The organism is Blastococcus sp. Marseille-P5729 (assembly GCF_900292035.1).
GTDB lineage: Bacteria > Actinomycetota > Actinomycetes > Mycobacteriales > Antricoccaceae > Cumulibacter.
The window spans coordinates 862,339-882,968 of the sequence record NZ_OMPO01000001.1 but is presented as its reverse complement, the minus strand read 5'-3'; the positions used below and the strand labels follow the sequence as shown (position 1 = coordinate 882,968).

23 protein-coding genes and 1 other RNA gene are annotated in these 20,630 nt (G+C 66.3%); 17 read left to right on the top strand and 7 right to left on the bottom strand.

Features of this window, described 5'->3' with window-relative positions; translation table 11 throughout:
* Positions 1 to 22: 22 nt before the first annotated feature.
* The 6 genes from DAA40_RS04330 (at position 23) to DAA40_RS04305 (ending at position 5,736) form a co-directional block, all read left to right on the top strand.
* Positions 23 to 688 (top strand): hypothetical protein, encoded by a 666-nt coding sequence (locus DAA40_RS04330; RefSeq protein ID WP_106848444.1) that lies wholly within the window; start codon positions 23 to 25, stop codon positions 686 to 688.
* Positions 689 to 831: 143 nt separating this feature from the next.
* Positions 832 to 1,053, top strand: a complete 222-nt coding sequence (locus DAA40_RS04325; protein ID WP_234356234.1) for a CsbD family protein — start codon at positions 832 to 834, stop codon at positions 1,051 to 1,053.
* A 76-nt stretch (positions 1,054 to 1,129) separates the two neighbouring features.
* Positions 1,130 to 2,248 carry a peptide chain release factor 2 gene (gene prfB, locus DAA40_RS04320; RefSeq protein ID WP_106849256.1) on the top strand — a complete coding sequence of 373 codons (1,119 nt, stop codon included), beginning with the start codon at positions 1,130 to 1,132 and terminating at the stop codon, positions 2,246 to 2,248.
* A 179-nt stretch (positions 2,249 to 2,427) separates the two neighbouring features.
* On the top strand, positions 2,428 to 3,618 hold the full coding sequence (locus DAA40_RS04315) for a TerC family protein (protein ID WP_106848442.1): 1,191 nt from the start codon (positions 2,428 to 2,430) through the stop codon (positions 3,616 to 3,618).
* A gap of 113 nt (positions 3,619 to 3,731) precedes the next feature.
* On the top strand, positions 3,732 to 4,913 hold the full coding sequence (locus tag DAA40_RS04310; RefSeq protein WP_106848441.1) for an acyl-CoA dehydrogenase family protein: 1,182 nt from the start codon (positions 3,732 to 3,734) through the stop codon (positions 4,911 to 4,913).
* A gap of 1 nt (position 4,914) precedes the next feature.
* Positions 4,915 to 5,736, top strand: a complete 822-nt coding sequence (locus tag DAA40_RS04305; protein ID WP_106848440.1) for an Fpg/Nei family DNA glycosylase — start codon at positions 4,915 to 4,917, stop codon at positions 5,734 to 5,736.
* Between the two features lie 138 nt (positions 5,737 to 5,874).
* Here DAA40_RS04305 and DAA40_RS04300 read toward each other — a convergent pair whose 3' ends face one another.
* Positions 5,875 to 6,669, bottom strand: a complete 795-nt coding sequence (locus tag DAA40_RS04300; RefSeq protein WP_199849502.1) for a thioesterase family protein — start codon at positions 6,667 to 6,669, stop codon at positions 5,875 to 5,877.
* A 162-nt stretch (positions 6,670 to 6,831) separates the two neighbouring features.
* On the opposite strand from DAA40_RS04300, the gene ftsE reads away from it, so the two are divergent.
* The 9 genes from ftsE to ssrA all read left to right on the top strand — a co-directional run bounded on the left by ftsE (position 6,832) and on the right by ssrA (position 14,591).
* Positions 6,832 to 7,521, top strand: coding sequence for a cell division ATP-binding protein FtsE (ftsE, locus tag DAA40_RS04295; protein ID WP_106848439.1), 690 nt, complete (start codon positions 6,832 to 6,834; stop codon positions 7,519 to 7,521).
* Between the two features lie 61 nt (positions 7,522 to 7,582).
* Positions 7,583 to 8,500 carry a permease-like cell division protein FtsX gene (gene ftsX / locus DAA40_RS04290; protein WP_106848438.1) on the top strand — a complete coding sequence of 306 codons (918 nt, stop codon included), beginning with the start codon at positions 7,583 to 7,585 and terminating at the stop codon, positions 8,498 to 8,500.
* Positions 8,501 to 8,589: 89 nt separating this feature from the next.
* A complete protein-coding gene (gene smpB, locus DAA40_RS04285) occupies positions 8,590 to 9,063 on the top strand; it encodes an SsrA-binding protein SmpB (protein WP_106848437.1) in 474 nt (157 codons plus the stop codon).
* A 74-nt stretch (positions 9,064 to 9,137) separates the two neighbouring features.
* Positions 9,138 to 10,031, top strand: coding sequence for an amidohydrolase family protein (locus tag DAA40_RS04280; protein ID WP_106848436.1), 894 nt, complete (start codon positions 9,138 to 9,140; stop codon positions 10,029 to 10,031).
* A 105-nt stretch (positions 10,032 to 10,136) separates the two neighbouring features.
* A complete protein-coding gene (gene ahpC / locus DAA40_RS04275) occupies positions 10,137 to 10,712 on the top strand; it encodes an alkyl hydroperoxide reductase subunit C (RefSeq protein ID WP_106849254.1) in 576 nt (191 codons plus the stop codon).
* 172 nt (positions 10,713 to 10,884) lie between these two features.
* The gene (gene ahpF, locus DAA40_RS04270) at positions 10,885 to 12,477 is read left to right on the top strand and encodes an alkyl hydroperoxide reductase subunit F (RefSeq protein WP_106848435.1); all 1,593 of its coding nucleotides are present in this window, start codon (positions 10,885 to 10,887) and stop codon (positions 12,475 to 12,477) included.
* A complete protein-coding gene (locus DAA40_RS04265) occupies positions 12,474 to 13,388 on the top strand; it encodes a LysR substrate-binding domain-containing protein (RefSeq protein WP_106848434.1) in 915 nt (304 codons plus the stop codon). Before ahpF ends, DAA40_RS04265 begins: the two co-directional genes overlap by 4 nt.
* Positions 13,389 to 13,398: 10 nt before the next feature.
* Positions 13,399 to 14,127 carry an alpha/beta fold hydrolase gene (locus DAA40_RS04260; RefSeq protein WP_106848433.1) on the top strand — a complete coding sequence of 243 codons (729 nt, stop codon included), beginning with the start codon at positions 13,399 to 13,401 and terminating at the stop codon, positions 14,125 to 14,127.
* Between the two features lie 92 nt (positions 14,128 to 14,219).
* Positions 14,220 to 14,591, top strand: a transfer-messenger RNA (tmRNA) gene (gene ssrA / locus DAA40_RS04255).
* Positions 14,592 to 15,029: 438 nt separating this feature from the next.
* On the opposite strand, the gene DAA40_RS16960 is transcribed toward ssrA, so the two are convergent.
* From DAA40_RS16960 to DAA40_RS04245, 3 genes are all read right to left on the bottom strand, one after another.
* Positions 15,030 to 15,485 (bottom strand): rRNA adenine N-6-methyltransferase family protein, encoded by a 456-nt coding sequence (locus DAA40_RS16960; RefSeq protein ID WP_370430641.1) that lies wholly within the window; start codon positions 15,483 to 15,485, stop codon positions 15,030 to 15,032.
* Positions 15,486 to 15,880: 395 nt separating this feature from the next.
* Positions 15,881 to 16,003, bottom strand: coding sequence for a hypothetical protein (locus DAA40_RS16845; protein ID WP_255413445.1), 123 nt, complete (start codon positions 16,001 to 16,003; stop codon positions 15,881 to 15,883).
* Positions 16,000 to 16,611 (bottom strand): hypothetical protein, encoded by a 612-nt coding sequence (locus tag DAA40_RS04245; RefSeq protein ID WP_106848432.1) that lies wholly within the window; start codon positions 16,609 to 16,611, stop codon positions 16,000 to 16,002. The genes DAA40_RS16845 and DAA40_RS04245 overlap by 4 nt, the downstream gene beginning before the upstream one ends.
* Before the next feature lie 168 nt (positions 16,612 to 16,779).
* On the opposite strand from DAA40_RS04245, the gene DAA40_RS04240 reads away from it, so the two are divergent.
* Positions 16,780 to 17,982 carry a sensor histidine kinase gene (locus DAA40_RS04240; protein ID WP_106848431.1) on the top strand — a complete coding sequence of 401 codons (1,203 nt, stop codon included), beginning with the start codon at positions 16,780 to 16,782 and terminating at the stop codon, positions 17,980 to 17,982.
* On the top strand, positions 17,975 to 18,616 hold the full coding sequence (locus DAA40_RS04235) for a response regulator transcription factor (RefSeq protein WP_106848430.1): 642 nt from the start codon (positions 17,975 to 17,977) through the stop codon (positions 18,614 to 18,616). Before DAA40_RS04240 ends, DAA40_RS04235 begins: the two co-directional genes overlap by 8 nt.
* A gap of 602 nt (positions 18,617 to 19,218) precedes the next feature.
* Here DAA40_RS04235 and DAA40_RS04225 read toward each other — a convergent pair.
* The 3 genes from DAA40_RS04225 to DAA40_RS04215 all read right to left on the bottom strand — a co-directional run bounded on the left by DAA40_RS04225 (position 19,219) and on the right by DAA40_RS04215 (position 20,486).
* Positions 19,219 to 19,548 carry a hypothetical protein gene (locus tag DAA40_RS04225; protein ID WP_106848429.1) on the bottom strand — a complete coding sequence of 110 codons (330 nt, stop codon included), beginning with the start codon at positions 19,546 to 19,548 and terminating at the stop codon, positions 19,219 to 19,221.
* Complete coding sequence (locus DAA40_RS04220; RefSeq protein ID WP_106848428.1) at positions 19,545 to 19,733, bottom strand: hypothetical protein; 189 nt, start codon at positions 19,731 to 19,733, stop codon at positions 19,545 to 19,547. The genes DAA40_RS04225 and DAA40_RS04220 overlap by 4 nt, the downstream gene beginning before the upstream one ends.
* Positions 19,734 to 19,817: 84 nt before the next feature.
* Positions 19,818 to 20,486, bottom strand: coding sequence for a hypothetical protein (locus tag DAA40_RS04215; RefSeq protein ID WP_106848427.1), 669 nt, complete (start codon positions 20,484 to 20,486; stop codon positions 19,818 to 19,820).
* Between the last annotated feature and the right edge of the window lie 144 nt (positions 20,487 to 20,630).

The window sequence follows — 20,630 nt, the reverse complement described above, 5'->3', positions numbered from 1 at the left end:
GCGCTCCAGAAAGAAGCACAACATGGCCACATCCATCTATCGGAGGCAGGCCCGCACGCGCCTCGCCGCACTCGCACTCGGCTCGGCCGTCGTCCTCGGGCTCACCGCCTGTGGCAGCGATTCCGGCGAGACCAGCAAAGGCTCTGATGAAGCCGGCGGCACGACCGCTCCCGGAACCGAGCTCTCCTACGGCGAATCCGCCACCATCGAACGCGAGACAGTCGGCGGTGGAAAGTACACCGTCACCATCACCGTCGAGGAGCCCGAGAAGGGCACCGCCGAGGACCTCGCGAAGATCAGCGAGATCGAGGACCACGAGTACGAGCCCGAGTACACGGCGTACTTCGTGGACTTCTCGGTCACCTACGACGAGATCGATGACAAGGCCCTCGCGGACCTCGTCAATGAGACCGGCATCCCCGAGGGGCTGGTGCTGAGCGGCGTCGATCAGGGGGACAACTGGCACCACGGATTGCCCAAGACAGGCGCGGGCGGCAGCAACGCGTTCGACAAGTGCGAGCGGGGCAAGATGCCCGACGAGGTCAAGGCCGGGACGACGGTCGAGGGCTGCCGCACCTTCGTGATGTACCCCGACAAGGAGATGGTCGCGGTCTGGTTCGCCGAGGACGACACCCCCTACGCGGAGCCCAAGGCCGACCCCCCCGGGGAGCCGGTCGTCTGGAAGTAGAGCCGCGACCCCGGCGAGTCCCAGATGTGTGGTTTGTGCTGGATTCAACCCGGGTATGCCCTTGCCATCACCCTTTTCACCGGAGGGTCAATAGGGTGGTGACCAGGGATGCTGCCGATCAGCCGGCAGCTCGACGAAGGGAAATGCGTATGTCGATGGGTGACAAGTTCGACGCCAAGAAGGACCAGGTCGTCGGCGGAGCCAAGGAGAGCATTGGCGACGCTACCGATAACGAGCGCCTCCAGGGCGAGGGCGCAGCCCAGGGCACCAAGGGCGACGTCAAGGAAGGCCTGGCGGGCATCAAGGACAAGGCCAGCGAGGCCATTGGGAACATCAAGGACAAGTTCGACGGCGACAAGCGCTGACGAGCAGTCCCGCCGCCGAGGGGCGTCGCACCACACGGTGCGACGCCCCTCGCGTGTTCGCGCAGTAACCTAGGTGATTGTGTCTGCCGATATCTCCACCGACCTCGCCGAACTCGATGCCACGCTGAGCAACATCGAGGCGGTGCTCGACCTGGACGGCAAGCGCGCTCAGATCACCGAGCTCGAGAAGGAGGCCGGTCGCCCCGACCTCTGGGACGATCCCGACCAGGCCCAGCAGGTCACCAGCAAGCTCTCCCGCCTGCAGTCTGAGGTGCGAGGCGTCGAGGAGATCCGTCAGCGCCTCGACGACATCTCCGTCCTGCAGGAGCTCGCCGAAGCCGAGGACGACGCCGACACCGCCGCCGAGGTCGGCCGCGAGCTGTCCGCCGTCCGCCAGCAGATCGACGAGCTCGAGGTGCGCACGCTGCTGTCCGGGGAGTACGACGAGCGTGACGCGCTGATCACCATCCGGGCCGAGGCCGGGGGGGTCGACGCTGCGGACTGGGCCGAGATGCTGATGCGCATGTACCTGCGGTGGGCGGAGAACAACGGCTTCAAGACCGACGTCTACGAGACGTCGTACGCCGAGGAGGCCGGCATCAAGTCGACCACGTTCGTCGTCCACGCCCCCTTCGCCTACGGCACCCTCTCGGTCGAGCAGGGCACCCACCGGCTGGTGCGCATCTCGCCGTTCGACAACCAGGGTCGCCGCCAGACCTCCTTCGCCGGCGTCGAGGTCGTCCCGGTCGTCGAGCAGTCAGAGGCGGTCGAGATCCCGGACGACGAGATCCGCGTCGACGTCTACCGCTCCTCTGGTCCCGGCGGACAGGGAGTCAACACCACCGACTCCGCTGTCCGCATCACTCATGAGCCGACCGGCATCGTCGTCTCCTGCCAGAACGAGCGCTCGCAGCTGCAGAATCGCGCCACCGCCATGGCGGTGCTGCAGGCCAAGCTGCTCGAGCGCCAGCGCCAGCAGGAGCAGGCGAAGATCGACGCGCTCAAGGGCGACGGCGGCAATTCGTGGGGCAACCAGATGCGCTCGTACGTCATCCACCCCTATCAGATGGTCAAGGACTTGCGCTTCGACTACGAGGTAGGCAATCCGCAGGCTGTCTTCGATGGCGACATCGACGGCTTCCTGCAGGCCGGCATCAAGTGGCGCAAGGAACGCGAGACCGCCTCGGCCGACTAACCTCCCGCCCGATACCCGTTGTTGTGTGACGCTATCGGGCGATGTCGCCCGAAAGCGTCACACAACAACGGGTGTTCATGGTGTGACATTTGCTGGTGAGTGCGCCCGGGCCGGGCGCTCTAGAGCCAACCGGGCGTAACGTCGATTCGTCGTACCGCCGGCGTGAAAGGAATGATCGAATGGGTGTGCCCGGGTGGGTCTGGGGAATCACGATCGCGTTCATCGCGGCGCTGCTGATCTTCGACTACGTCTTTCACGTGCGGGTCGCGCACACCCCGACGTTGCGGGAGGCGGCGGTCTGGTCGTCGATCTACGTAGGCATCGCGGTGCTGTTCGGCGTCGCGGTGTGGATCTTCGGCGGCGGCAACATGGGCGAGGAGTACTTCGCCGGCTACATCACCGAGAAGGCGCTGTCGGTCGACAACCTGTTCGTCTTCCTCATCATCATGGCCTCCTTCAAGGTGCCGCGGGCGGACCAGCAGAAGGTGCTGCTGTTCGGCATCGTCTTCGCCCTCATCGCCCGCACCGGGTTCATCCTGCTCGGCAAGGCGATCATCGAGCAGTTCGCCTGGGCCTTCTATGCCTTCGGCCTGATCCTGCTGCTGACCGCCGGCAACATGCTCAAGAAGGAGAGCTCCGACGAGGAGGAGCAGGTCGACAACTTCGTCATCCGCATCGCCCGCAAGATCTTCCACACCTCGGACCGCTACGACGGCGATAAGTTGTTCACCGTCGAGAACGGCAAGAAGGTCATGACGCCGATGCTGCTGGTGATGATCGCGATCGGCGGCACCGACATCCTGTTCGCGCTCGACTCGATCCCGGCGATCTACGGGCTGACGACGAACGTCTTCATCGTCTTCACGGCCACGGCGTTCTCGCTCATGGGCCTGCGTCAGCTCTACTTCTTGCTGGACGGTCTGCTCGACCGGCTCATCTACCTCTCGTACGGCCTGGCCGTGATCCTCGCCTTCATCGGCGTGAAGCTGATCCTGCACGCACTGCACGAGAACAACCTGCCGTTCATCAACGACGGGCAGCCGGTTCCGGTTGTCGAGATCACGACGCGGCTGTCGCTCACGGTCATCGTCGGCGTCCTGCTGGTCACGGTGCTGGCCTCACTGCTGAGCCCGAAGGGCAAGGCGCAGACCGCCATCCACAACTCCCGGCGGCTGGCCAGGAACTACCTCGACCTCGACTACGAGACCGATCCCGAGATGCGCGAGCGCACCTACCAGCGGATGGTCTCTTACGAGGCCTTCCTGCGCTCGATGTCGCCGGAGGTGCGCGAGCCGGCGCATCGCGACCAGGAGCTCACCGAGCTGCTGGAGAAGGCGCACGCCGAACACGCACGCGTGACGAGAGGCTAGTGGTTCCCGACCTCGACGGCGCCTTCGCCGTGCGGCGGGTGTCGGCCCGAGGACCTTCCGGCGTACGTTCAGGGGGCCGATGAACGAGAAACCGGCCAACGAGAGGTGCTCCGATGACCGCGCGATTCCCGCATCTGCAGCTCAATGCTGATCTCCGAGAGGCGGTGCGCGCGTTGACCTCGAAGTTCTCACTCGAGTACTGGGAGCAGCACGACGGCGACGACCAGTTCCCGGAGGAGTTCTTCCAGGCATTCGCCAAGGCCGGGTTCATGGGCGTGCTGGTGCCCGAGGAGTACGGCGGGGACGGCGGCCAGATCGCAGACATGTGCGCCATCCTCGAGGAGATCGCGTACTCGGGCGCGGCGATGAACGGCTGCTCGACGGTGCACATCCCGATGCTGAGCCTGGCCGCCATCACGGCCTTCGGCACCGAGCAGCAGAAGAACGAGGTCCTCCCGGCCATCGCCTCCGGCGAGCTCTATGTGACCTTCGGCGTCACCGAGCCGGACGCCGGAACCCAGACCACCAAGATCCGCACCTTCGCCCGCGAGACCGAGCCGGGCCGCTACCTGATCAACGGCGGCAAGGTCTGGAACTCCGGTGCATTGCGCGGCGACAAGATCATGGTGCTGACCCGCACCCACACTCCAGATGCCCAGGAGAACCAGGCGCTCGGGCTCACCCTCTTCCTCACCGACCTGAAGGCCGACACCGTCAAGATCCAGCCGATCAAGAAGATCGCCCGCAATGCGGTCGCCTCCGCCGAGGTGTTCTTCGAGGACCACCCGGTGCGCGATGAGGACATCGTGGGGGAGAAGGGCCGCGGCTTCTACCACCTGCTGCACAGCCTGAACTCCGAACGGCTGATGCTGGCCTCCGAATCTCTCGGCATGGGCCGCTGGGCGCTGGACGCCGCGACGACGTACGCCAAGGAGCGGATGGTCTTCGACCGTCCGATCGGCAAGAACCAGGCCGTCGCCCACCCCATGGCCGATTCCTTCCTCAAGCTGGTCGCCGCCGCCAACGTGCTGTACGAGGGCGCCGAGCAGTACGCAGCCCAGGGCGCCGGCGAGGTCGGGACCTACGCCAACGCAGCAAAGTACCTCGCCAGCGAGGCCGCGTTCGAGTGCGCGGACCGGGCGATGCAGACCTTCGGCGGCTACAGCTTCGCTCGCGAGTACCACATCGGCCGGTTCTTCCTCGAGTCCCGGCTGATGCGGATCGCGCCGGTCAACAACCAGATGGTGCTCAACTACATCGCCGAGCGCGAGCTCGGCCTGCCCAGGTCGTACTAGCGTGCCCGAAGGCCACACTCTTCACCGGCTGGCCCGCGAGCTGAACGAGGCGTTCGCCGGCACCATGCCACAGGTCACCAGCCCGCAGGGGCGGTTCGCGGAGTCCGCCGCGCTGGTCGACGGGCGCCTCTTCGAGCGCGCCTGGGCGCATGGCAAGCTGCTGTTCGTCGAGGTCGGCGGGCAGACCATCCACGTGCATCTCGGTCTGATCGGAAAGTTCCAGATCGCCCCTGTCGTTGGGATCGAGCCGCCGGTCAACGGCGTCGTCCGGCTGCGTCTCCTGAACGAGCATCGCGTGGCGGACCTGCGCGGACCGATGGTGTGCGACCTGGTGACGCCCGAAGAGGTCGATGCGCTCGTGACTCGGCAGGGCCCGGATCCCATTCAGCCCGGCGCGGACCCGGTACCGGCGTGGGAGCGGATCCACCGCAGCGGCAAGAGCATCGCGGAGCTGCTCATGGACCAGACCGTGATCGCCGGCATCGGCAACATCTACCGGTGCGAGGTGCTGTTCCGGCAGCGGGTCGGCCCGGCGTACGCAGGCAAGCGGATCAAGCGGACGTCGTTCGATGCGATGTGGAGCGACCTCGTGCGGCTGATGGCGGTCGGCGTCCAGACCGGGCGGATCATCACGGTCGAGGAGGACCTCGAGGCCGCCGAGCGGGACATCGCCACCGGGCGGATCAAGCCGGAGTACGACCGGCCGAACTACGTCTATCAGCACGATGGTGAGCCCTGTCCGCGGTGCGGGTCGCGGGTCCGCACCAGGGTGCTCGCCGGTCGGAATCTCTACTGGTGCGGCGGCTGCCAGCGCCGCACGTGAGCCGCCTACCCCCGAGCCGAACCAGAAAGCGGTCCAGCGTGGGGCGCGGGTCGATGTACACCGTCGTCTCGCTGCGCTCGACCTCGTCGAGGACGCACTGGCGTCACTGCTGCGTGACCGGCCGAGCAGTGGGGTGGATCAGGTCGGCGCGATGAGCAGAGGCTGGTTCACCACGCCGCACATCCCGTCGGCGTCCCCGATCAACCCGTTGGACAGGCCCAGCCCGTCGTCGGCAAGGGTGGTGACGGCCTCCATGTAGACCCACGGGCCGGACGGCGCCCGGAACGAGGTGAAGGTCATCGCGGGCGGGATGAACAGCCACTCGCCGAGCGGCAGCTCGTTCGACAGCCCGTTCGCCGAGTCGGCGACGACGATGGCGCGCTCCAGGCCGGTCATCTCGCGCCCAGCGACGAGCGGGACCAGGGGGCGGCACCACACCTGTGCCGGCCCCGGCGCGTCGTAAGCGCCGCTGGCGAACCGCCACTCGATCGACTCGCCGTACCCCCAGTCGCGCAACCCAGGGAAGTAGGACTGCTCCTGCTCGTCGGGCAGCGGGGGGACGTCGAAGTCGTGCACGCCCTCCGAGGGCGGCCTCGGCCCGGTCGCGAGAAACCAGGCGCTCGCGGCAACCGCCACCTTCCCGCCGACCGACAGGCTCGCCTCGGCGCGACAGACGCGCCGTCCGGGCTTGGTGATCCGTGCCTCCACCAGGCACTCGGCACGCGGAATCGGGCCAAGAAAGTCCACCGCCAGCCGGCCCAGGCGCATCGACGGCTCGACCAGCGCGGTCATCTCGTGGGCCAGCAGCGCCGACGGTGGACCGCCGTGCTGCGCGGTCGGCTCCCACGGGCTCATGGTCGCGTAGGTCGCCTGATAGGAACCCCCGCCGACGGGCAGATAGTAGGCCTCGGTGCCGCTCATGGACTCGCTCATAGGGACGATCGTACGTACGGCGTACGGCGTACGACGGGCGGGCCAGGCCTACGCAGCTGCTCGGCGGGTGGGACGGGTGGGGCGATATGTGAAACTGGGGCGATATGTGAAACCGCGCTCGTTTGACTACAAATTGATAACGGAACTGTAGGATATCCGGTTGTGATTCGCCTCGATAACGTCAGCAAGTTCTACTCGACGTCCACGCGCGCTGCGCTGGATGACGTCTCCGTGCAGATCGACAAGGGTGAGTTCGTCTTCCTCATCGGCCCCTCGGGCTCGGGCAAGTCGACCTTCCTGAACCTGCTGCTGCGCGAGGAGACCCCCTCCAAGGGCGACGTCCACGTCAACGGCAAGCACCTGAACAAGATGAGCCGCTGGCAGGTGCCCAAGCTGCGCCGCACCATGGGCTGCGTCTTCCAGGACTTCCGCCTGTTGAAGAACAAGACCGTCGCCGAGAACATCGCGTTCGCGCTGCAGGTGATCAACAAGCCCCGCAACACGATCCGCAAGGTCGTCCCCGAGGTCCTGGACCTCGTCGGCCTGGAGGGCAAGGCCGACCGGATGCCCCACGAGCTCTCCGGCGGCGAGCAGCAGCGCGTGGCGATCGCGCGCGCCTTCGTCAACCGCCCCCTGGTGCTGCTGGCCGACGAGCCGACCGGCAACCTCGACCCCGAGACCAGCCAGGACATTATGCTGCTGCTCGAGCGAATCAACCGCACCGGCACCACCGTCCTGATGGCCACCCACGACTCCAACATCGTCGACGCGATGCGCCGCCGAGTCATCGAGCTGGACAACGGCCAGTTGATGCGCGACCAGAGCCGCGGCGTCTACGGCGTCGGCCGCTAAACCAAGCCCGCTTCTTCCCGCTGGCTAGCGACTACGGTAGCCACCGACCCACGAGGAACCAATGCGTCTGAAGTTCATCCTGTCCGAGGTGGGCACGGGTCTACGTCGAAACCTGACGATGACCATCGCCATGATCCTCACCACGGCGATCTCGCTGGGCCTGCTCGGTACCGGTCTGCTGATCAAGCGCGAGATCGACGCGATGAAGGACATCTACTACGACAAGGTCCAGGTCTCGATCTTCCTGACCGATGAGGTCACCGATGAGGAGAAGAGCGCGATCGAGGCCAAGCTCGATGACCTGAAATCGAAGGACGTCGTCCGCGACGTGACCTACGAGTCCCAGGACGAGGCCTACGAGCGCTTCAAGAAGCAGTTCGAGTCGCAGCCGGATCTGGTGAAGAACACGCCCAAGGAGGCGATTCCAGAGTCCTACCGGGTCGGTCTGGTCGACCCGGAGAACTACGAGGCGATCGCTGAGGCGTTCACCGCCTCGGAGGTCGGTGGCGTCCCGACCTTTGATCCCGGCGTGGACTCGGTGCGCGACGAGGGCGAGATTCTCGACCGGCTGTTCTCGGTGCTCAACGGCCTGCGCAGCGCGGTCATCGCCATCGCCATCGCGGGCGCGGTCGCCGCGCTGCTGCTGATCTCGAACACCGTCCAGCTCGCCGCGTTCACCCGACGCACCGAGACCGGCATCATGCGTCTGGTCGGCGCCTCCCGGTGGTACACCCAGGTGCCGTTCGTGCTGGAGGCGATGGTGGCCGGCTTGATCGGTGCGGGTTTGGCGATCGGCGGCCTGTTCATGCTCAAGCGGCTGCTGTTCGAGGGCGCCTTCGCCAGCATCGTCGAACGCGGCACCATCCCGCCGGTCTACGCCTCCGACATCTGGGCGGTCTCGCCGCTGATCGCAGGTGCCGGCGTCATATTGGCTGCTATCACCGCGTGGCTCACGCTGCGGCTGTACGTCCGCACCTGAGCCACCCCACCGAATCACCCGCGACTGCCGCTGTGCCCCGCCAGGGCGCGGCGGCAATTGCGCTTTACGAGGCGTGGGAGAATGGCCTAATGCCCAAGGAGAGCGGAAAGAAGCTGATCGCCAGCAACAAGCGGGCGCGTCACGACTATGCAATCTCGGACGTCTACGAGGCCGGGATAGTCCTGCAGGGCACCGAGGTGAAGTCGTTGCGCGCTGGCCGGGCGAGCCTCGCCGACTCCTTCGGCATGGTCACCGACGGCGAGGTCTTCCTGCACCACGTGCACATCCCGGAGTACACCCAGGGCTCGTGGACCAACCACATGCCGCGCCGTACCCGCAAGCTGCTGCTGCACGCCAAGGAGATCGACAAGATCGCCCAGAAGGTCCGCGAGGGCGGCCTGTCGCTGGTGCCGCTGTCGATGTACTTCAAAGACGGCAAGGTCAAGGTCGAGATCGGTCTGGGCAAGGGCAAGAAGGAATGGGACAAGCGCCAGGACATCGCCAAGCGGGACGCCGAGAAGGAGATCCGCCGCGAAATCGGACGCAGGTACAAGGGCATGTGAGCCGCGCTCGATCATCGGGTTTTTCGGGTGGTGGCGTCCGCTGGCGGATGCGGCTCGGCCTATAGGTTGGGGTCATGAACCCACCGAAGAGCGACGGCGCGATCCCGGACTACCTCAAGCGGCTCGAGATCCCCGGGCTGGCGGACATCCACGTTCACTTCCTGCCTGAGAGCATGCTCGCCAAGGTGTGGGACTACTTCGACAGCGCCGATCGGCACTACGGCATGCGCTGGCCGATCCACTATCGGTTTTCCGAAGAGCGGCGTCTGGAGCTGTGCCGGTCCTTCGGCATGAAGGCGATCCCGGCGCTGAGCTATCCGCACAAGCCAGGGATGGCCGAGTGGCTGAACATCTGGTGCGCGGACTTCGCCAAGCGGGTGCCGGACGCCGTCCACTGCGGCACGCTCTACCCCGAGCCGGACGTCGAGCGATACGTGCGCCAGGCGCTGGGCCGCGGTGCGTGGTTGTTCAAGATGCACGTGCAGGTGGGCAAGTACGCGCCGGACGACGATCAGTTGTGGCCGGCCTGGGAGCTGCTTGAGGACGCCGGTGCCCCGGTCGTCATCCACGCCGGCTCCAAGCCGGTCCCGGGAGAGTACACCGGCAGCGAGCGGGTGCGCGCCGTCCTCGACAAGCACCCGAGGCTCACGCTCGTCATCGCGCACCTGGGCATGGGGGAGTACGACAAGTTCGCCGATCTCGCCGAGGAGTTCGAGAACGTCCACCTCGACACCACGATGGCCGGCACCGACTTCACCAACAGCTTCGCCCGGCTGCCGGATACCTATCTATGGCGGCTGGCCGAGCTCGGCGACAAGGTCGTGCTCGGATCGGACTTCCCGAACATTCCCTACCCGTACGCCCACCAGCTCGAGGCCCTCGACCGGCTGGGCTTCGGGGACGAGTGGCTCCGTCAGGTCCTGTGGACCAACGGCGCCCGGCTGATGAGGATAGGCGACGCTGGGTGAGCATTGGCACATAGCCAACGCCTCTCGATTGTCTCCATTTCGATATAGAGTGTTGATAGCGCCAAGAGCGCTCCGTCACTCAATCGAATGGAGACTCGCTTCACCATGTCCCTGATCAACACCAAGATCCTTCCCTTCAAGACCACCGCTTACAAGGCGACCGAGAAGGACTTCGTCGAGGTCTCCGAGCAGGACGTCCTCGGCAAGTGGGCGATCTTCTTCTTCTACCCGGCCGACTTCACCTTCGTCTGCCCGACCGAGCTGGCCGACCTCGCCGACTACTACGACGAGCTGCAGAAGATCGGCGTCGAGGTGTACTCCGTCTCGACCGACACCCACTTCGTGCACAAGGCGTGGCACGACGCCTCGGCCGAGATCAAGAAGATCGACTACTTCATGCTCGGCGATCCGAACGGCGTCATCACCAACAACTTCCAGAACATGCGTGAGGGCCAGGGCTTGGCCGACCGCGCCACGTTCCTGATCGACCCGGACGGCGTCATCCAGGCGATGGAGGTCACCTGCGAGGGCGTCGGCCGCAACGCCGCCGAGCTGGTCCGCAAGGTCAAGGCCGCGCAGTACGTGCGCAACCACCCGGGCGAGGTCTGCCCGGCCAAGTGGGAAGAGGAAGAGGCGGCGGCGACCCTGAAGCCGGGCATCGACCTCGTGGGCAAGATCTAGAGACCCGTACTTCAGCACCATCCGGTTCCGGGGCTCCACGAGAGCCCCGGAACCACCCCACCAGCGCCCTCGGATCTGCGGTGGGTTGCCCCGGGTTAATCCTCCTTGTCCCTGATCAACCCACGGCAGAACTCAGCACTCGCACACCCTGCGCCCGCCCTTGGAGATCACCATGCTCGATGCCGACCTCATCGCCCAGCTGACCCAGTACCTCGAGCTCGTCCGCGAGCCGATCGAGCTGCACAGCAGCCTCGACGACACTCAGCCGAAGTCCCGCGAGATGGCCGAGATGCTCGACCAGATCGCCGGCTGCTCCGACAAGGTCACCCACGTCCGCGTCGACGACGACGCCCGCAAGCCGTCCTTCGCCATCGTCCGCACCGGAACCGACATCTCGGTCCGCTTCGCCGGGCTCCCGCTCGGGCACGAGTTCACCTCGCTGGTGCTCGCGCTGCTGCACGTCGGCGGTCACACCATCAAGGAGGAGCAGTCGCTGATCGACGCGGTCAAGGACCTCGACGGCGACTACGAGTTCGTTACCTACATGTCGCTGAGCTGCCAGAACTGCCCGACCGTCGTGCAGGCGCTGAACACCATGTCGGTGATCAACCCCCGCATCAAGCACGTGGCCGTCGAGGGCTCGCTGTTCCAGGACGAGGTCAACGAGCGCAAGATCCGCGCCGTCCCGACCGTCTACCTCAACGGCGAGGAGTTCGCCTCCGGCCGCATGGACATCGCCGACTTCGTCGCCAAGCTGGACGAGTCCGCCGGCGCCCGCACCGCCGAGTCGCTGAACGAGCGCGAGCCGTACGACGTCCTCGTCGTCGGCGCCGGCCCGGCTGGTGCGGCCGCGTCGATCTACGCCGCCCGCAAGGGAATCCGCACCGGCATCGTCGGCGAGCGGGTCGGCGGCCAGGTGCTCGACACCATGTCGATCGAGAACTTCATCTCCGTCGGCCACACCGAGGGCCCGCAGCTCGCGGCCGCGCTCGGCGAGCACATGAGCCAGTACGACATCGACCAGGTCAAGAACGTCCGCGCGAGCGCGCTGCGCCCGGCCCGCGACGGCGGCCTGCACCAGGTCGAGTTCGAGGGCGGCGGCGTCCTGAGCGCCAAGTCGGTCATCCTCGCCACCGGAGCCCGCTGGCGCACCCTCGGCGTCCCCGGTGAGGACGAGTACCGCAACAAGGGCGTCACCTTCTGTCCGCACTGCGACGGCCCGCTGTTCAAGGGCAAGCCGGTCGCGGTCGTCGGCGGCGGCAACTCCGGCATCGAGGCCGCGATCGACCTGGCCGGCGTCGTCGACCACGTCACCGTGATCGAGTTCCTCGACGAGTTGCGCGCGGACGACGTGCTGGTCCGCAAGCTGCATTCGCTGCCGAACGTCGACGTCGTCCTCTCCGCCCGCACCACCGAGATTCTCGGGGACGGCGACGAGGTTACCGGCCTCGCTTACGAGGACCGCCTGACCGGCCAGGCGAAGCAGATCGACGTCAGCGGCGTGTTCATCCAGATCGGCCTGTTACCGGTCACCGAGTGGCTCAAGGACTCCGGCGTCACGCTCTCCGAGCGGCTGGAGATCGCCATCGACGAGCGCGGGGCGACCAACATCCCCGGCATCTTCGCCGCGGGTGACGCGACGACGACGCCGTACAAGCAGATCGTCATCTCCATGGGTGCCGGCGCCACGGCCGCGTTGAGCGCGTTCGATCACCTGATCCGCAGCGACGTACCGGCGGAGGCCGGGATCGGGGTTGCGGTGTGAACATCCGCGACCTGGAGTACCTGGTGGCTCTGCACGAGCACCGGCACTTCGGACGCGCCGCCGAAGCGAGCTACTGCAGCCAGCCGACGCTGTCGACGCAGATCCGCAAGATGGAGACCGAGCTCGGCGTCGACCTCGTCGAGCGCGGCTCCCGGCAGGTGCTGTTCACTGAGGTCGGCGAGCGCGTCGTACGGCGCGCTCGCCGGATCCTCGGCGAGGCCGCAGAGATCCGCGACATCGCCCGCAGCGCAAAGCACCCGCACTCCGGTTCGGTGCGGCTCGGGGCATTTCCGACGCTCGCGCCGTACCTGCTGCCGCACGTCATCGGCGATCTGCACCGCGCCTACCCCGACCTCGAGGTGCTCCTGGTCGAGGAGAAGACCGAGGTGCTCCTGAGGCAGATGCGCGAGGGCGCACTGGACGCAGCCCTCGTCGCGATGCCGGTCAACGACGAGTCGCTGCACGTCGAGCCGCTGTTTCGTGAGCAGTTCGTGCTCGCCGCGCCGGCCGGGCACCCGCTGGCGGACCTGCCCGCCCCGGTGCAGACCACGGCCGCCGTCAACGGTGATCTACTACTGCTCAGTGACGGCCACTGCCTGCGCGACCAGGCGCTCGAGGTGTGCCGGATGGCCGGTGTCCAGGAACGCAAGGGATTCCAGGCGACCAGCCTGGAGACCCTCCGGCACATGGTCGCCGGCGGGGTCGGTGTCACCCTGATGCCGCGGCTGTCGGTGATGCCTCCAGTGGTGGACAACCCGCGGATCGTGCTGCGCGACCTCACCGAACCCGTGCCCTACCGGGAGATCGCGTTGGTGCGCCGCCGCTCCAGCGTGCAGCGCGACCTGATCGACGACATTGCCGGCGTCCTACGCGACGCCCTGCCCGACGGCATCGAACCACTCGCCCAGTAGGTTGAGGGGCGTGACCGACAGCCTGCCCGTCGCCCTGCTGCACGGAATCCGGCTTTCCGGAGCCATGTGGCGGCCCACCTCGGCGATCCTCGGCCGTAGCCGCGACGTACGCTCTCCGGACATGCCTGGGCACGGCGCTTTGCGGGAGGAGCCCTTCACTGTCGAAGGCTGTATCGAGGCGGTCGACCGCGCCATCGCTGAGGTCGGTGGGCGCGCGCTGCTGGCCGGAGTGTCGATGGGCGGCTACCTCGCCCTCGCGGCCGGTGCTCGCATCGGGCAGCCGCGGATCGCCGGGATCGTGGCGATCGGCTGCACCGCGAAGCCCGGGACCCGCGCCGGCGTCGTCTACTCGGCGGCCGCAGCGCTCGCGCAGCGCGCACCCGATCGGTACGACAGAGCGACTGAGCGAGCGATGCGCCGCATGGTCCCGCCCGAGCTGTCGGACGCCGTGATGGAGGGTGGGTTCGCCACCGCGTCGTTCGGGGACGCCGTCCGCGAGATCACCGCTCTCGATTCGTTGTCGGACGTCGCCGCGTACGGCGGTCCGACCTGGTTCCTGAACGGCACCTTCGACCAGATGAGGCTGCACGAGAAGCAGTTCCTGGCGGCCGCGCCGCAGGGACGACTGACTGTCTGGCCGGGCAAGAACCACCTGACGGTGCTGAGCGACCCGCAGCGGCTCGCCACGTTCATCGACGATGCCTGCCGGGTGATCGAGCGTGACCCCGCGCCGGAATAAGCGCTCGCGTGCGGCGGTTGCACCGACGTACAATGAACGACCGACAACTCAATAGGGTGAACTGACGCTGTCACCAGCGTCATCCCCATCACGGGGGTGAATGGTCTCGACTGTGGACGTCGCGACAGGTGAAGCGGGCCGAGAAAGGCGACGATGATCTCGTTAACCATGCGTCGTAAACCAATAAGCGCCGAATCCAATCAGCGCGACTTCGCTCTCGCTGCCTAAGCAGTAGAGCGAGTCTGTCAGACCGGGAGGCCTCCGGCCCGGACCCTGGCATCGACTAGGAGGATCACCAACCGACCCGGTCACGGGGTCGCGCGGGACATCTCACAGTGACTGGGCCCGTCACAGGATCTTGTGCACATGAATCCTGGGGCCGAGCAGAGACAACGTGCACTGCGCCCGGAGAAGCCCTGCCAAACCGCCATAGGACGCGGGTTCGATTCCCGCCACCTCCACGTAGGATGAGAAAAACGAAACTTGCCCCGCCTGATGGCGGGGCGAGTTTCGTTTTCTGCGGTGACTTCCTCCAGGGCGTCGGTGTAGACGCGGGCAAGGACCTCAGCGGCGGGCTCGGCAGGGACGGCGCTGATGTCCTCGTCCTCGTCGATGATGATGCGGTCGAACAGGGCGCGGTTGTGGATGCGGCGTTCAGTGGGTTTGCATCGGTTGTGGAGATCGCCGAGGTCGGCGGGCATGCCAAGGATCCCCAGCGCGGTCTTGCGGACCCGCTCTCCGGTGGCCTTGGCGACCTCGGCCGGCTCGTTGCCATCCACACGCACTGCCCACGTGGACACATTCAACGCAACCGACTCGGCCTCGGCCTGGACCTCTCCGTTTCCGCCGCGCCTCGTCCGGGCCGTGCATCAGCACATGCCCAAGCTCGTGTACGTGGGTTTTCACCCGCGCGGCGGGCTCCATATTCTCCGGCACCGATACCGTCTTGGGCGTGTAATTGATGAGCCCGTTCGCGCCGTGGATCGACCCCTCGTGTTCGACGAGTTACAGCTTGAACCCTGCCGCATCGACCTGTCCGGCGAGGCCGTCCGAGAGCCCGACAGGCGCTTCCCCTTCGAGGGGCATGATCCCGTCCACGGCTCCGCCGCGTCCCGTGAAGAGGCGACTGACGAAGCGCTCGGACGGGGCGTGAATCCCCGGGAGGGTAGGCGTGCGTGGAGGTGGAAGCTGAACCAGGGGGCGGATTGTGCGGTCATCAGGGTGCTGCCGCCGACGGCGGCGTGTTTTCGTGCGACTTCCCATTGGGTGAGGAGGATCGCGCCCGACCATGTGCGGGTGTTCAGCAGTCGCCGCAGGAGCGGGGTGGTGAGGTGGAAGGGGATGTTGCCGACGATCACCGGCTCGTGAAGCTGGCGGGAGAGGGCATCGGCGTATTTCAATTTTCAATGCGACATTGGGCAGCTCCCGGGGCGAAACGGCGCGCGGTCCTCGTCGAGCTCGATGGCGGTGAGTCGAGTCCCAGCTGCGCCAGGGTTTGGTCAGTGCGCCGTCGCCGGCACCGATTTCCGGGATCTCACCGTCGGTGCGGCGGACAAGATCGACGACGAGGGCGATTGTGTGTGTGGGTGAGGAGGTTCTGGCCGAGTTCGTGTCAGCCAACGTGGATTGAACGAGGCATGAGTGCGCTCCATCGTGAGATTTGGGAACGCCTCGAAGGCGTGAAGACGCGGTTGACCTGCGTGTCAGAGGATCTGACTCGTCGCCACGGGGGTACCGCCTCACGGCGAGCAGCTCAGTCGTCTTTGCGGATGTAGTAGACGACGATTCCGATGATGATGACGAGGAGGATGATCGCGAAGGGGCCGGCATCGAATGACCAGGGGCCGATCCCGATGCGATTGTTTGCTGTGATCATGCGTTCTCCTTGGTGCGAGTCTCGGGTTCTTCAGGGACGTATCGTGATTGGAAGATGGTGGTGTAGACGGGGCCGGTGAGCAGCCAAACGATGTTGATGAGGGTGAGTCGCGTCACCCAGGACCACAGCTCGTCAGTCCAGAACTCCTCCATCGACGAGGGCCACGACCAGCCGGAGAACGCCTTCATGATCAGCAAGGCGGGCACGGCGATGGCCCAGGCCGTCAGCACGCGCAGCCAGTCTTGCCACTCGCGCCGGACCTTGGCGGGCCCTGTCCGTGGAGGACGTGAGGGTCTGGGGCCGCCGGCGAATCGATGAGCGAACCACGCATCGGCTCGGCTGATGATGTAGCGCCCGAATCCGACGCTGAAGCCCAGGTAGACCGCGGCAAGCCCGTGGACGGAGGTGGGCTCGGAACCGCGGGAGAGATCGCGGCCCACCAGGATGATCACCACCAGATCGGCGAGTGGCACGCTGAGCAGCAGGGCCGTGCTGGTCCGTTTCAGCTTGAGTGCGTAACGAGCGAGCAGCCCGAACACGAGCAGAACCCAGAACGCGATCTCGGCGCCGATGATGGCACCCACGATCCAGCTCCCAGACGAGTCCATGCCTCCACTGTGCGGGGCCAGCGCCGGGGCCGTCATCGACCAGATCGCCGCACTTCCCGAATCCGGCGTCACCCGTTCGGGCTACGCTGATCGGTGCTTGCCCGAGAGCCGCCATCGGGTTGAGATAGAAGGATAGGCACGGACGAGCTCGGTTCACGAGGTGATGACATGGCGGGGACAGACCCGATTCCGTCGCCGCGCCAGGCGTGGATCACTGTCGGGTACGTCGTGATCGCGATCGGCTTCTGCTTCGTGCCCGGCATCGGGATTGAATGGTTCGCGGCATCCCGCTCACGGGTCCTGATCGGCGGCATCGCCACCGCGATCGCCCTCGGCGCCGTGCACCTGTTCCGGAATCGGTGGCCCACCGTGGTCGTCGTGGCAGGACTGGCAGTGATGACCGCCGAGGCCCTCGCCACCGGGACGACATCGGTCGGCGCGATCCTGATCGAGTGTGACGCCCTCTACAGCCTGGTCATCGTTCGATCGACGGAGCACACCCGACGGCTCCTCCCGATGATCGCCGCGGCCTGCCTGTCCATCGGCGTCGCAGGATTGCTGCTACCGAACATCCTCGCCGCTCCGCTGCTGCAGGTCACCATCCTGCTGCTGGCAGTCGGGGTGACCCTGTGGTGGGGCATCACCGTACGGGCGCCGATGACCCGCGCCGAGGAGGAACGTGAACGCGCTGCTCTCATCGCAGAAGCCGCCGCGGCCAAACAACGACAGGCGCTGGTTGCCGAGCGACTGCAGATCAGTCGCGAACTGCACGACACCATCTCCGGGCACCTGTCCGCCATCACGATCCAGGCAGCTGGCGCCCTGGCCCCCACGGCACCGCCCACAGCCGAGGAACTGACCGAGCGCCTCGGGCGCATCCGGGCCCTCAGTCTGGATGCGATGGGCGACATGCGCACCCTCGTCGACGTGCTCCGGACCGATGCGTCCTCACCCGTCGCGCTGCCGCAGAACTGGTCATCGGTGGACTCGCTCATCGCGGGCGCACGCGAATCCGGCGCTTCCGTCGCCCTGACCGGCGACGATCCTGCGATGATCTCCCTGCAACCGCTGGTCTCGGTCACCGCCTACAGCGCCCTCCGCGAGGCACTGGTCAATGCCGAAAAACACGCCCCGGGCAGGGATGTGACCATCGATATCCAACGCGAGGCCGAGGCTATGAGTATGACGATCACGAACGGACAGCACCCACCTCCGCACGTCGGAGCGGTATCTTCCGGGTACGGCCTGATCGGCCTGGCCGAACGCGTCCGCCTCTGCGGCGGTGACCTCGACATCGACCGCTCCGACGACACCTGGGCCCTACATGTCCGTCTTCCGCTGACAGCCGGACGGGAGACGCAGCATGCCTAGCCTCGTCATCGTCGATGACCACGCCGCCGTGCGGGCAGGCGTCACCGCCATCCTCACGGCCGATCCGGACATTGCGATCCTCGGCGAAGCCGCGACCGGCCATGACACGATCCGGCTCATCGACAGCCTGGAACCCGACGTGGTCGTCCTCGATCCCCAGCCCCCTGCCCGCGACGGCGTCGATATCTCCCGCGAGATCCCCGCAAGGCCCGCCACTCGCGTGCTGATCCTCACCGCCTACGAGATCGGCGACAACATCACCGCGGCTCTAGATGCCGGAGCGGCGGGGGTCCTCGCCAAGACGGCCGAGCCGCAGCAGATGATCGACGCCGGGCACGCGGTCGCAGCAGGACAGGCATATCTCACCCCATCGGCGACCCGGCACGTCATCGCACAGGCGACAGTCAGACATACATCAGCACGAACAACCAGTGCTGGCGCGCCTGGCCTGACCGACCGCGAGCAGGAAGTCCTGCAACTGGTCGCCGAAGGCCTCACCAACAAGCAGATCGCTCAACGCCTCGTGATCTCCCCAGCCACTGCGAAGACGCACTTGGCGCGCATCATGCAGAAACTCGGAGTATCCACCCGCACCCAGGCAGCCATGCTCGTTAGAGCCGCCGACCATCGGTAGACGCCAGCGAGTGCTGGGTCACCCTTCTCTATGCGGGAGCGATCTCGTAAGTGATGCGTACGAGGCCCTCGCCAGTGACGCGTGACCCTCGCACACGAAGCGACGTCTCAGGCACGCCCTCCCCGAACAGCGATATTCCTGCGCCGAGGATGACGGACCGCAGCTCATGTGGACGCCATTCGGGGATGACTAGCAAACTCCTGGCCGAGGCACGGCAACGTATTGATCAGAGTTCACGTCGTCCGCAGCGCCCGCCTGATCGTCGACTCCGACAGGTACGCAGTTTCCGCCTCCTGAAGAGCAGCCTCATCCGGTCGAGACAGCTGAAGGAGGCTCCGCCTCGGCGGGTCTGGTGGACACGCACGCCTCCGAAGTGCCCTGTGGCTCGCGACCATCCGCGCCAGCGCTGGGGGCAAGTTTCGACAAGCCTCCCGCTAGGTCCACCTCGCGGCCCCTGCCGGTTCGTCGGCAGGGGCCTTTCATTGTCGTGGTCGCGTTCAGTTTCGGCTGAAGGTGCTGGTAGAACGCCCCGATCGAACCTCATCCTCGAACAACGCCTCTGACGTGCGCGCCCGGATGGGCGATTTGGCCCTCGGCGCGGATCACAGCACCATCCCGGCGATAAAGGCTGCATAGCAGATGGCAGCCGCGATGGCGGCTCCATCACGGACTCGCTTAGGCGCGCCCGCCGCGACGAGGAGGCCGACGGCGGCGAGGAGCGCCCAGCACGCCGGGTGGCCCCAGCGGATGGCGAACTCCTGTAGTCCGCTTGTCTGCTCGGCCTTCGCGGGCACCATGACCAGCCAGAGGCCGGTCATGCCGGCCGCTGCTGCCGCGAAGGTCAGTCCCAGTGGCCGGCGATGGCGATGCGTCCATGCGGTCAGCGTCGATGGCGCCTGGTCGGTGTTGATGTCAGTCGGTGGGTTCTTCACGTGTCCAGCTCCTCGCCTTGCTTGCCGAGTAGGGCTACCGTCTCGTCGACCCACACCAGTCCAGCCTCGTTCATTGCTAGGCCGTGTCGGATCGTTGCCAGCCAGTAGGAACGGTCGGGTGATCGCTCGTCGAGTACCGCGCGTTCGAACTTGCGATACTGCTCGCGGGCCGCGAGCCGTCTCACGCGCAAAACCCACCTGCGGTACGTCTCGCCTCGATAGCGAGGTGAAACGTACCGCAGGTGGGTTTGAGTGGTGATGCGTTCTGACTAGACCGGCTGGTCCGACCAGCCGTCCTCGTCGTAGTCGGTGACCGTGGTGTCGACGACCTGGTCGCCATCGGTGTCGATGAGGTAGACGTCGTCCACGCCGTTGCCGTCGGTGTCGTAGCCGATCTGATCGGCGACGCCGTCACCGTCGGAGTCGTAGTAGTTGCCGCCGCCCGACGAGGTCGAGGCCGCCGAGGTGGACGCCGATGCCGAGGAGCCCGAGTCGGCCCCGCCCGAGGAGGCGCCGGTGTCGTACTCGTTGTAGTAGGGGGTGGCCGAGCCGGCGTCCGCGACGCCGTCGCCGTCCCAGTCGGTCACCTGGGTGTCGGTCCACTGGTCGCCGTTGGTGTCGATCAGGTAGGTGTCCAGCTGGCCGTCGCCGTTGGTGTCGTAGCCGACCTGGTCGGCGACGCCGTCGCCATCGGAGTCGAAGGTGGTGCCGCCGCCCGGGGTGCTCTCGCCGCCCGCGTAGTAATCGCCGCCCGGCGCCGAGATGTCCTCGGTGCCGTAGCCGTCCGGCACACCGTCGTTGTTGAAGTCGGTGACGGTGGTGTCGGCCCACTGGTCGCCGTCGGTGTCGATCTCGTAGGTGTCCAGAACGCCGTCGCCGTTGGTGTCGTAGCCAACCGAGTCAGCGACGCCGTCGCCGTCTACGTCGAAGTACTCCATGATCGTGCTCCTTTGAAAGTGAAATGCATTGATGAATGTAGATTCAGTTGAGATGTTCTGATGTAGCTCTTCGCGTCTTCAATCGCGTTTCAAGCGCTACATAACAGTTGATGCTCGTCCGTGACGAGCGGTTCCTCAAGACCT

What these genes read in the sequence shown, in the direction of transcription:
- DAA40_RS04330 (WP_106848444.1), top strand. Translation starts at nt 23, where the DNA reads ATGGCCACATCCATCTATCGGAGGCAGGCCCGCACGCGCCTCGCCGCA.
- DAA40_RS04325 (WP_234356234.1), top strand. Translation starts at nt 832, where the DNA reads ATGCGTATGTCGATGGGTGACAAGTTCGACGCCAAGAAGGACCAGGTC.
- DAA40_RS04315 (WP_106848442.1), top strand. Translation starts at nt 2,428, where the DNA reads ATGGGTGTGCCCGGGTGGGTCTGGGGAATCACGATCGCGTTCATCGCG.
- DAA40_RS04310 (WP_106848441.1), top strand. Translation starts at nt 3,732, where the DNA reads ATGACCGCGCGATTCCCGCATCTGCAGCTCAATGCTGATCTCCGAGAG.
- DAA40_RS04300 (WP_199849502.1), bottom strand. Translation starts at nt 6,669, where the DNA reads ATGAGCGAGTCCATGAGCGGCACCGAGGCCTACTATCTGCCCGTCGGC.
- ftsX (WP_106848438.1), top strand. Translation starts at nt 7,583, where the DNA reads ATGCGTCTGAAGTTCATCCTGTCCGAGGTGGGCACGGGTCTACGTCGA.
- smpB (WP_106848437.1), top strand. Translation starts at nt 8,590, where the DNA reads ATGCCCAAGGAGAGCGGAAAGAAGCTGATCGCCAGCAACAAGCGGGCG.
- DAA40_RS04280 (WP_106848436.1), top strand. Translation starts at nt 9,138, where the DNA reads ATGAACCCACCGAAGAGCGACGGCGCGATCCCGGACTACCTCAAGCGG.
- ahpC (WP_106849254.1), top strand. Translation starts at nt 10,137, where the DNA reads ATGTCCCTGATCAACACCAAGATCCTTCCCTTCAAGACCACCGCTTAC.
- ahpF (WP_106848435.1), top strand. Translation starts at nt 10,885, where the DNA reads ATGCTCGATGCCGACCTCATCGCCCAGCTGACCCAGTACCTCGAGCTC.
- DAA40_RS16845 (WP_255413445.1), bottom strand. Translation starts at nt 16,003, where the DNA reads ATGATCACAGCAAACAATCGCATCGGGATCGGCCCCTGGTCATTCGAT.
- DAA40_RS04245 (WP_106848432.1), bottom strand. Translation starts at nt 16,611, where the DNA reads ATGGACTCGTCTGGGAGCTGGATCGTGGGTGCCATCATCGGCGCCGAG.
- DAA40_RS04240 (WP_106848431.1), top strand. Translation starts at nt 16,780, where the DNA reads ATGGCGGGGACAGACCCGATTCCGTCGCCGCGCCAGGCGTGGATCACT.
- DAA40_RS04235 (WP_106848430.1), top strand. Translation starts at nt 17,975, where the DNA reads ATGCCTAGCCTCGTCATCGTCGATGACCACGCCGCCGTGCGGGCAGGC.
- DAA40_RS04215 (WP_106848427.1), bottom strand. Translation starts at nt 20,486, where the DNA reads ATGGAGTACTTCGACGTAGACGGCGACGGCGTCGCTGACTCGGTTGGC.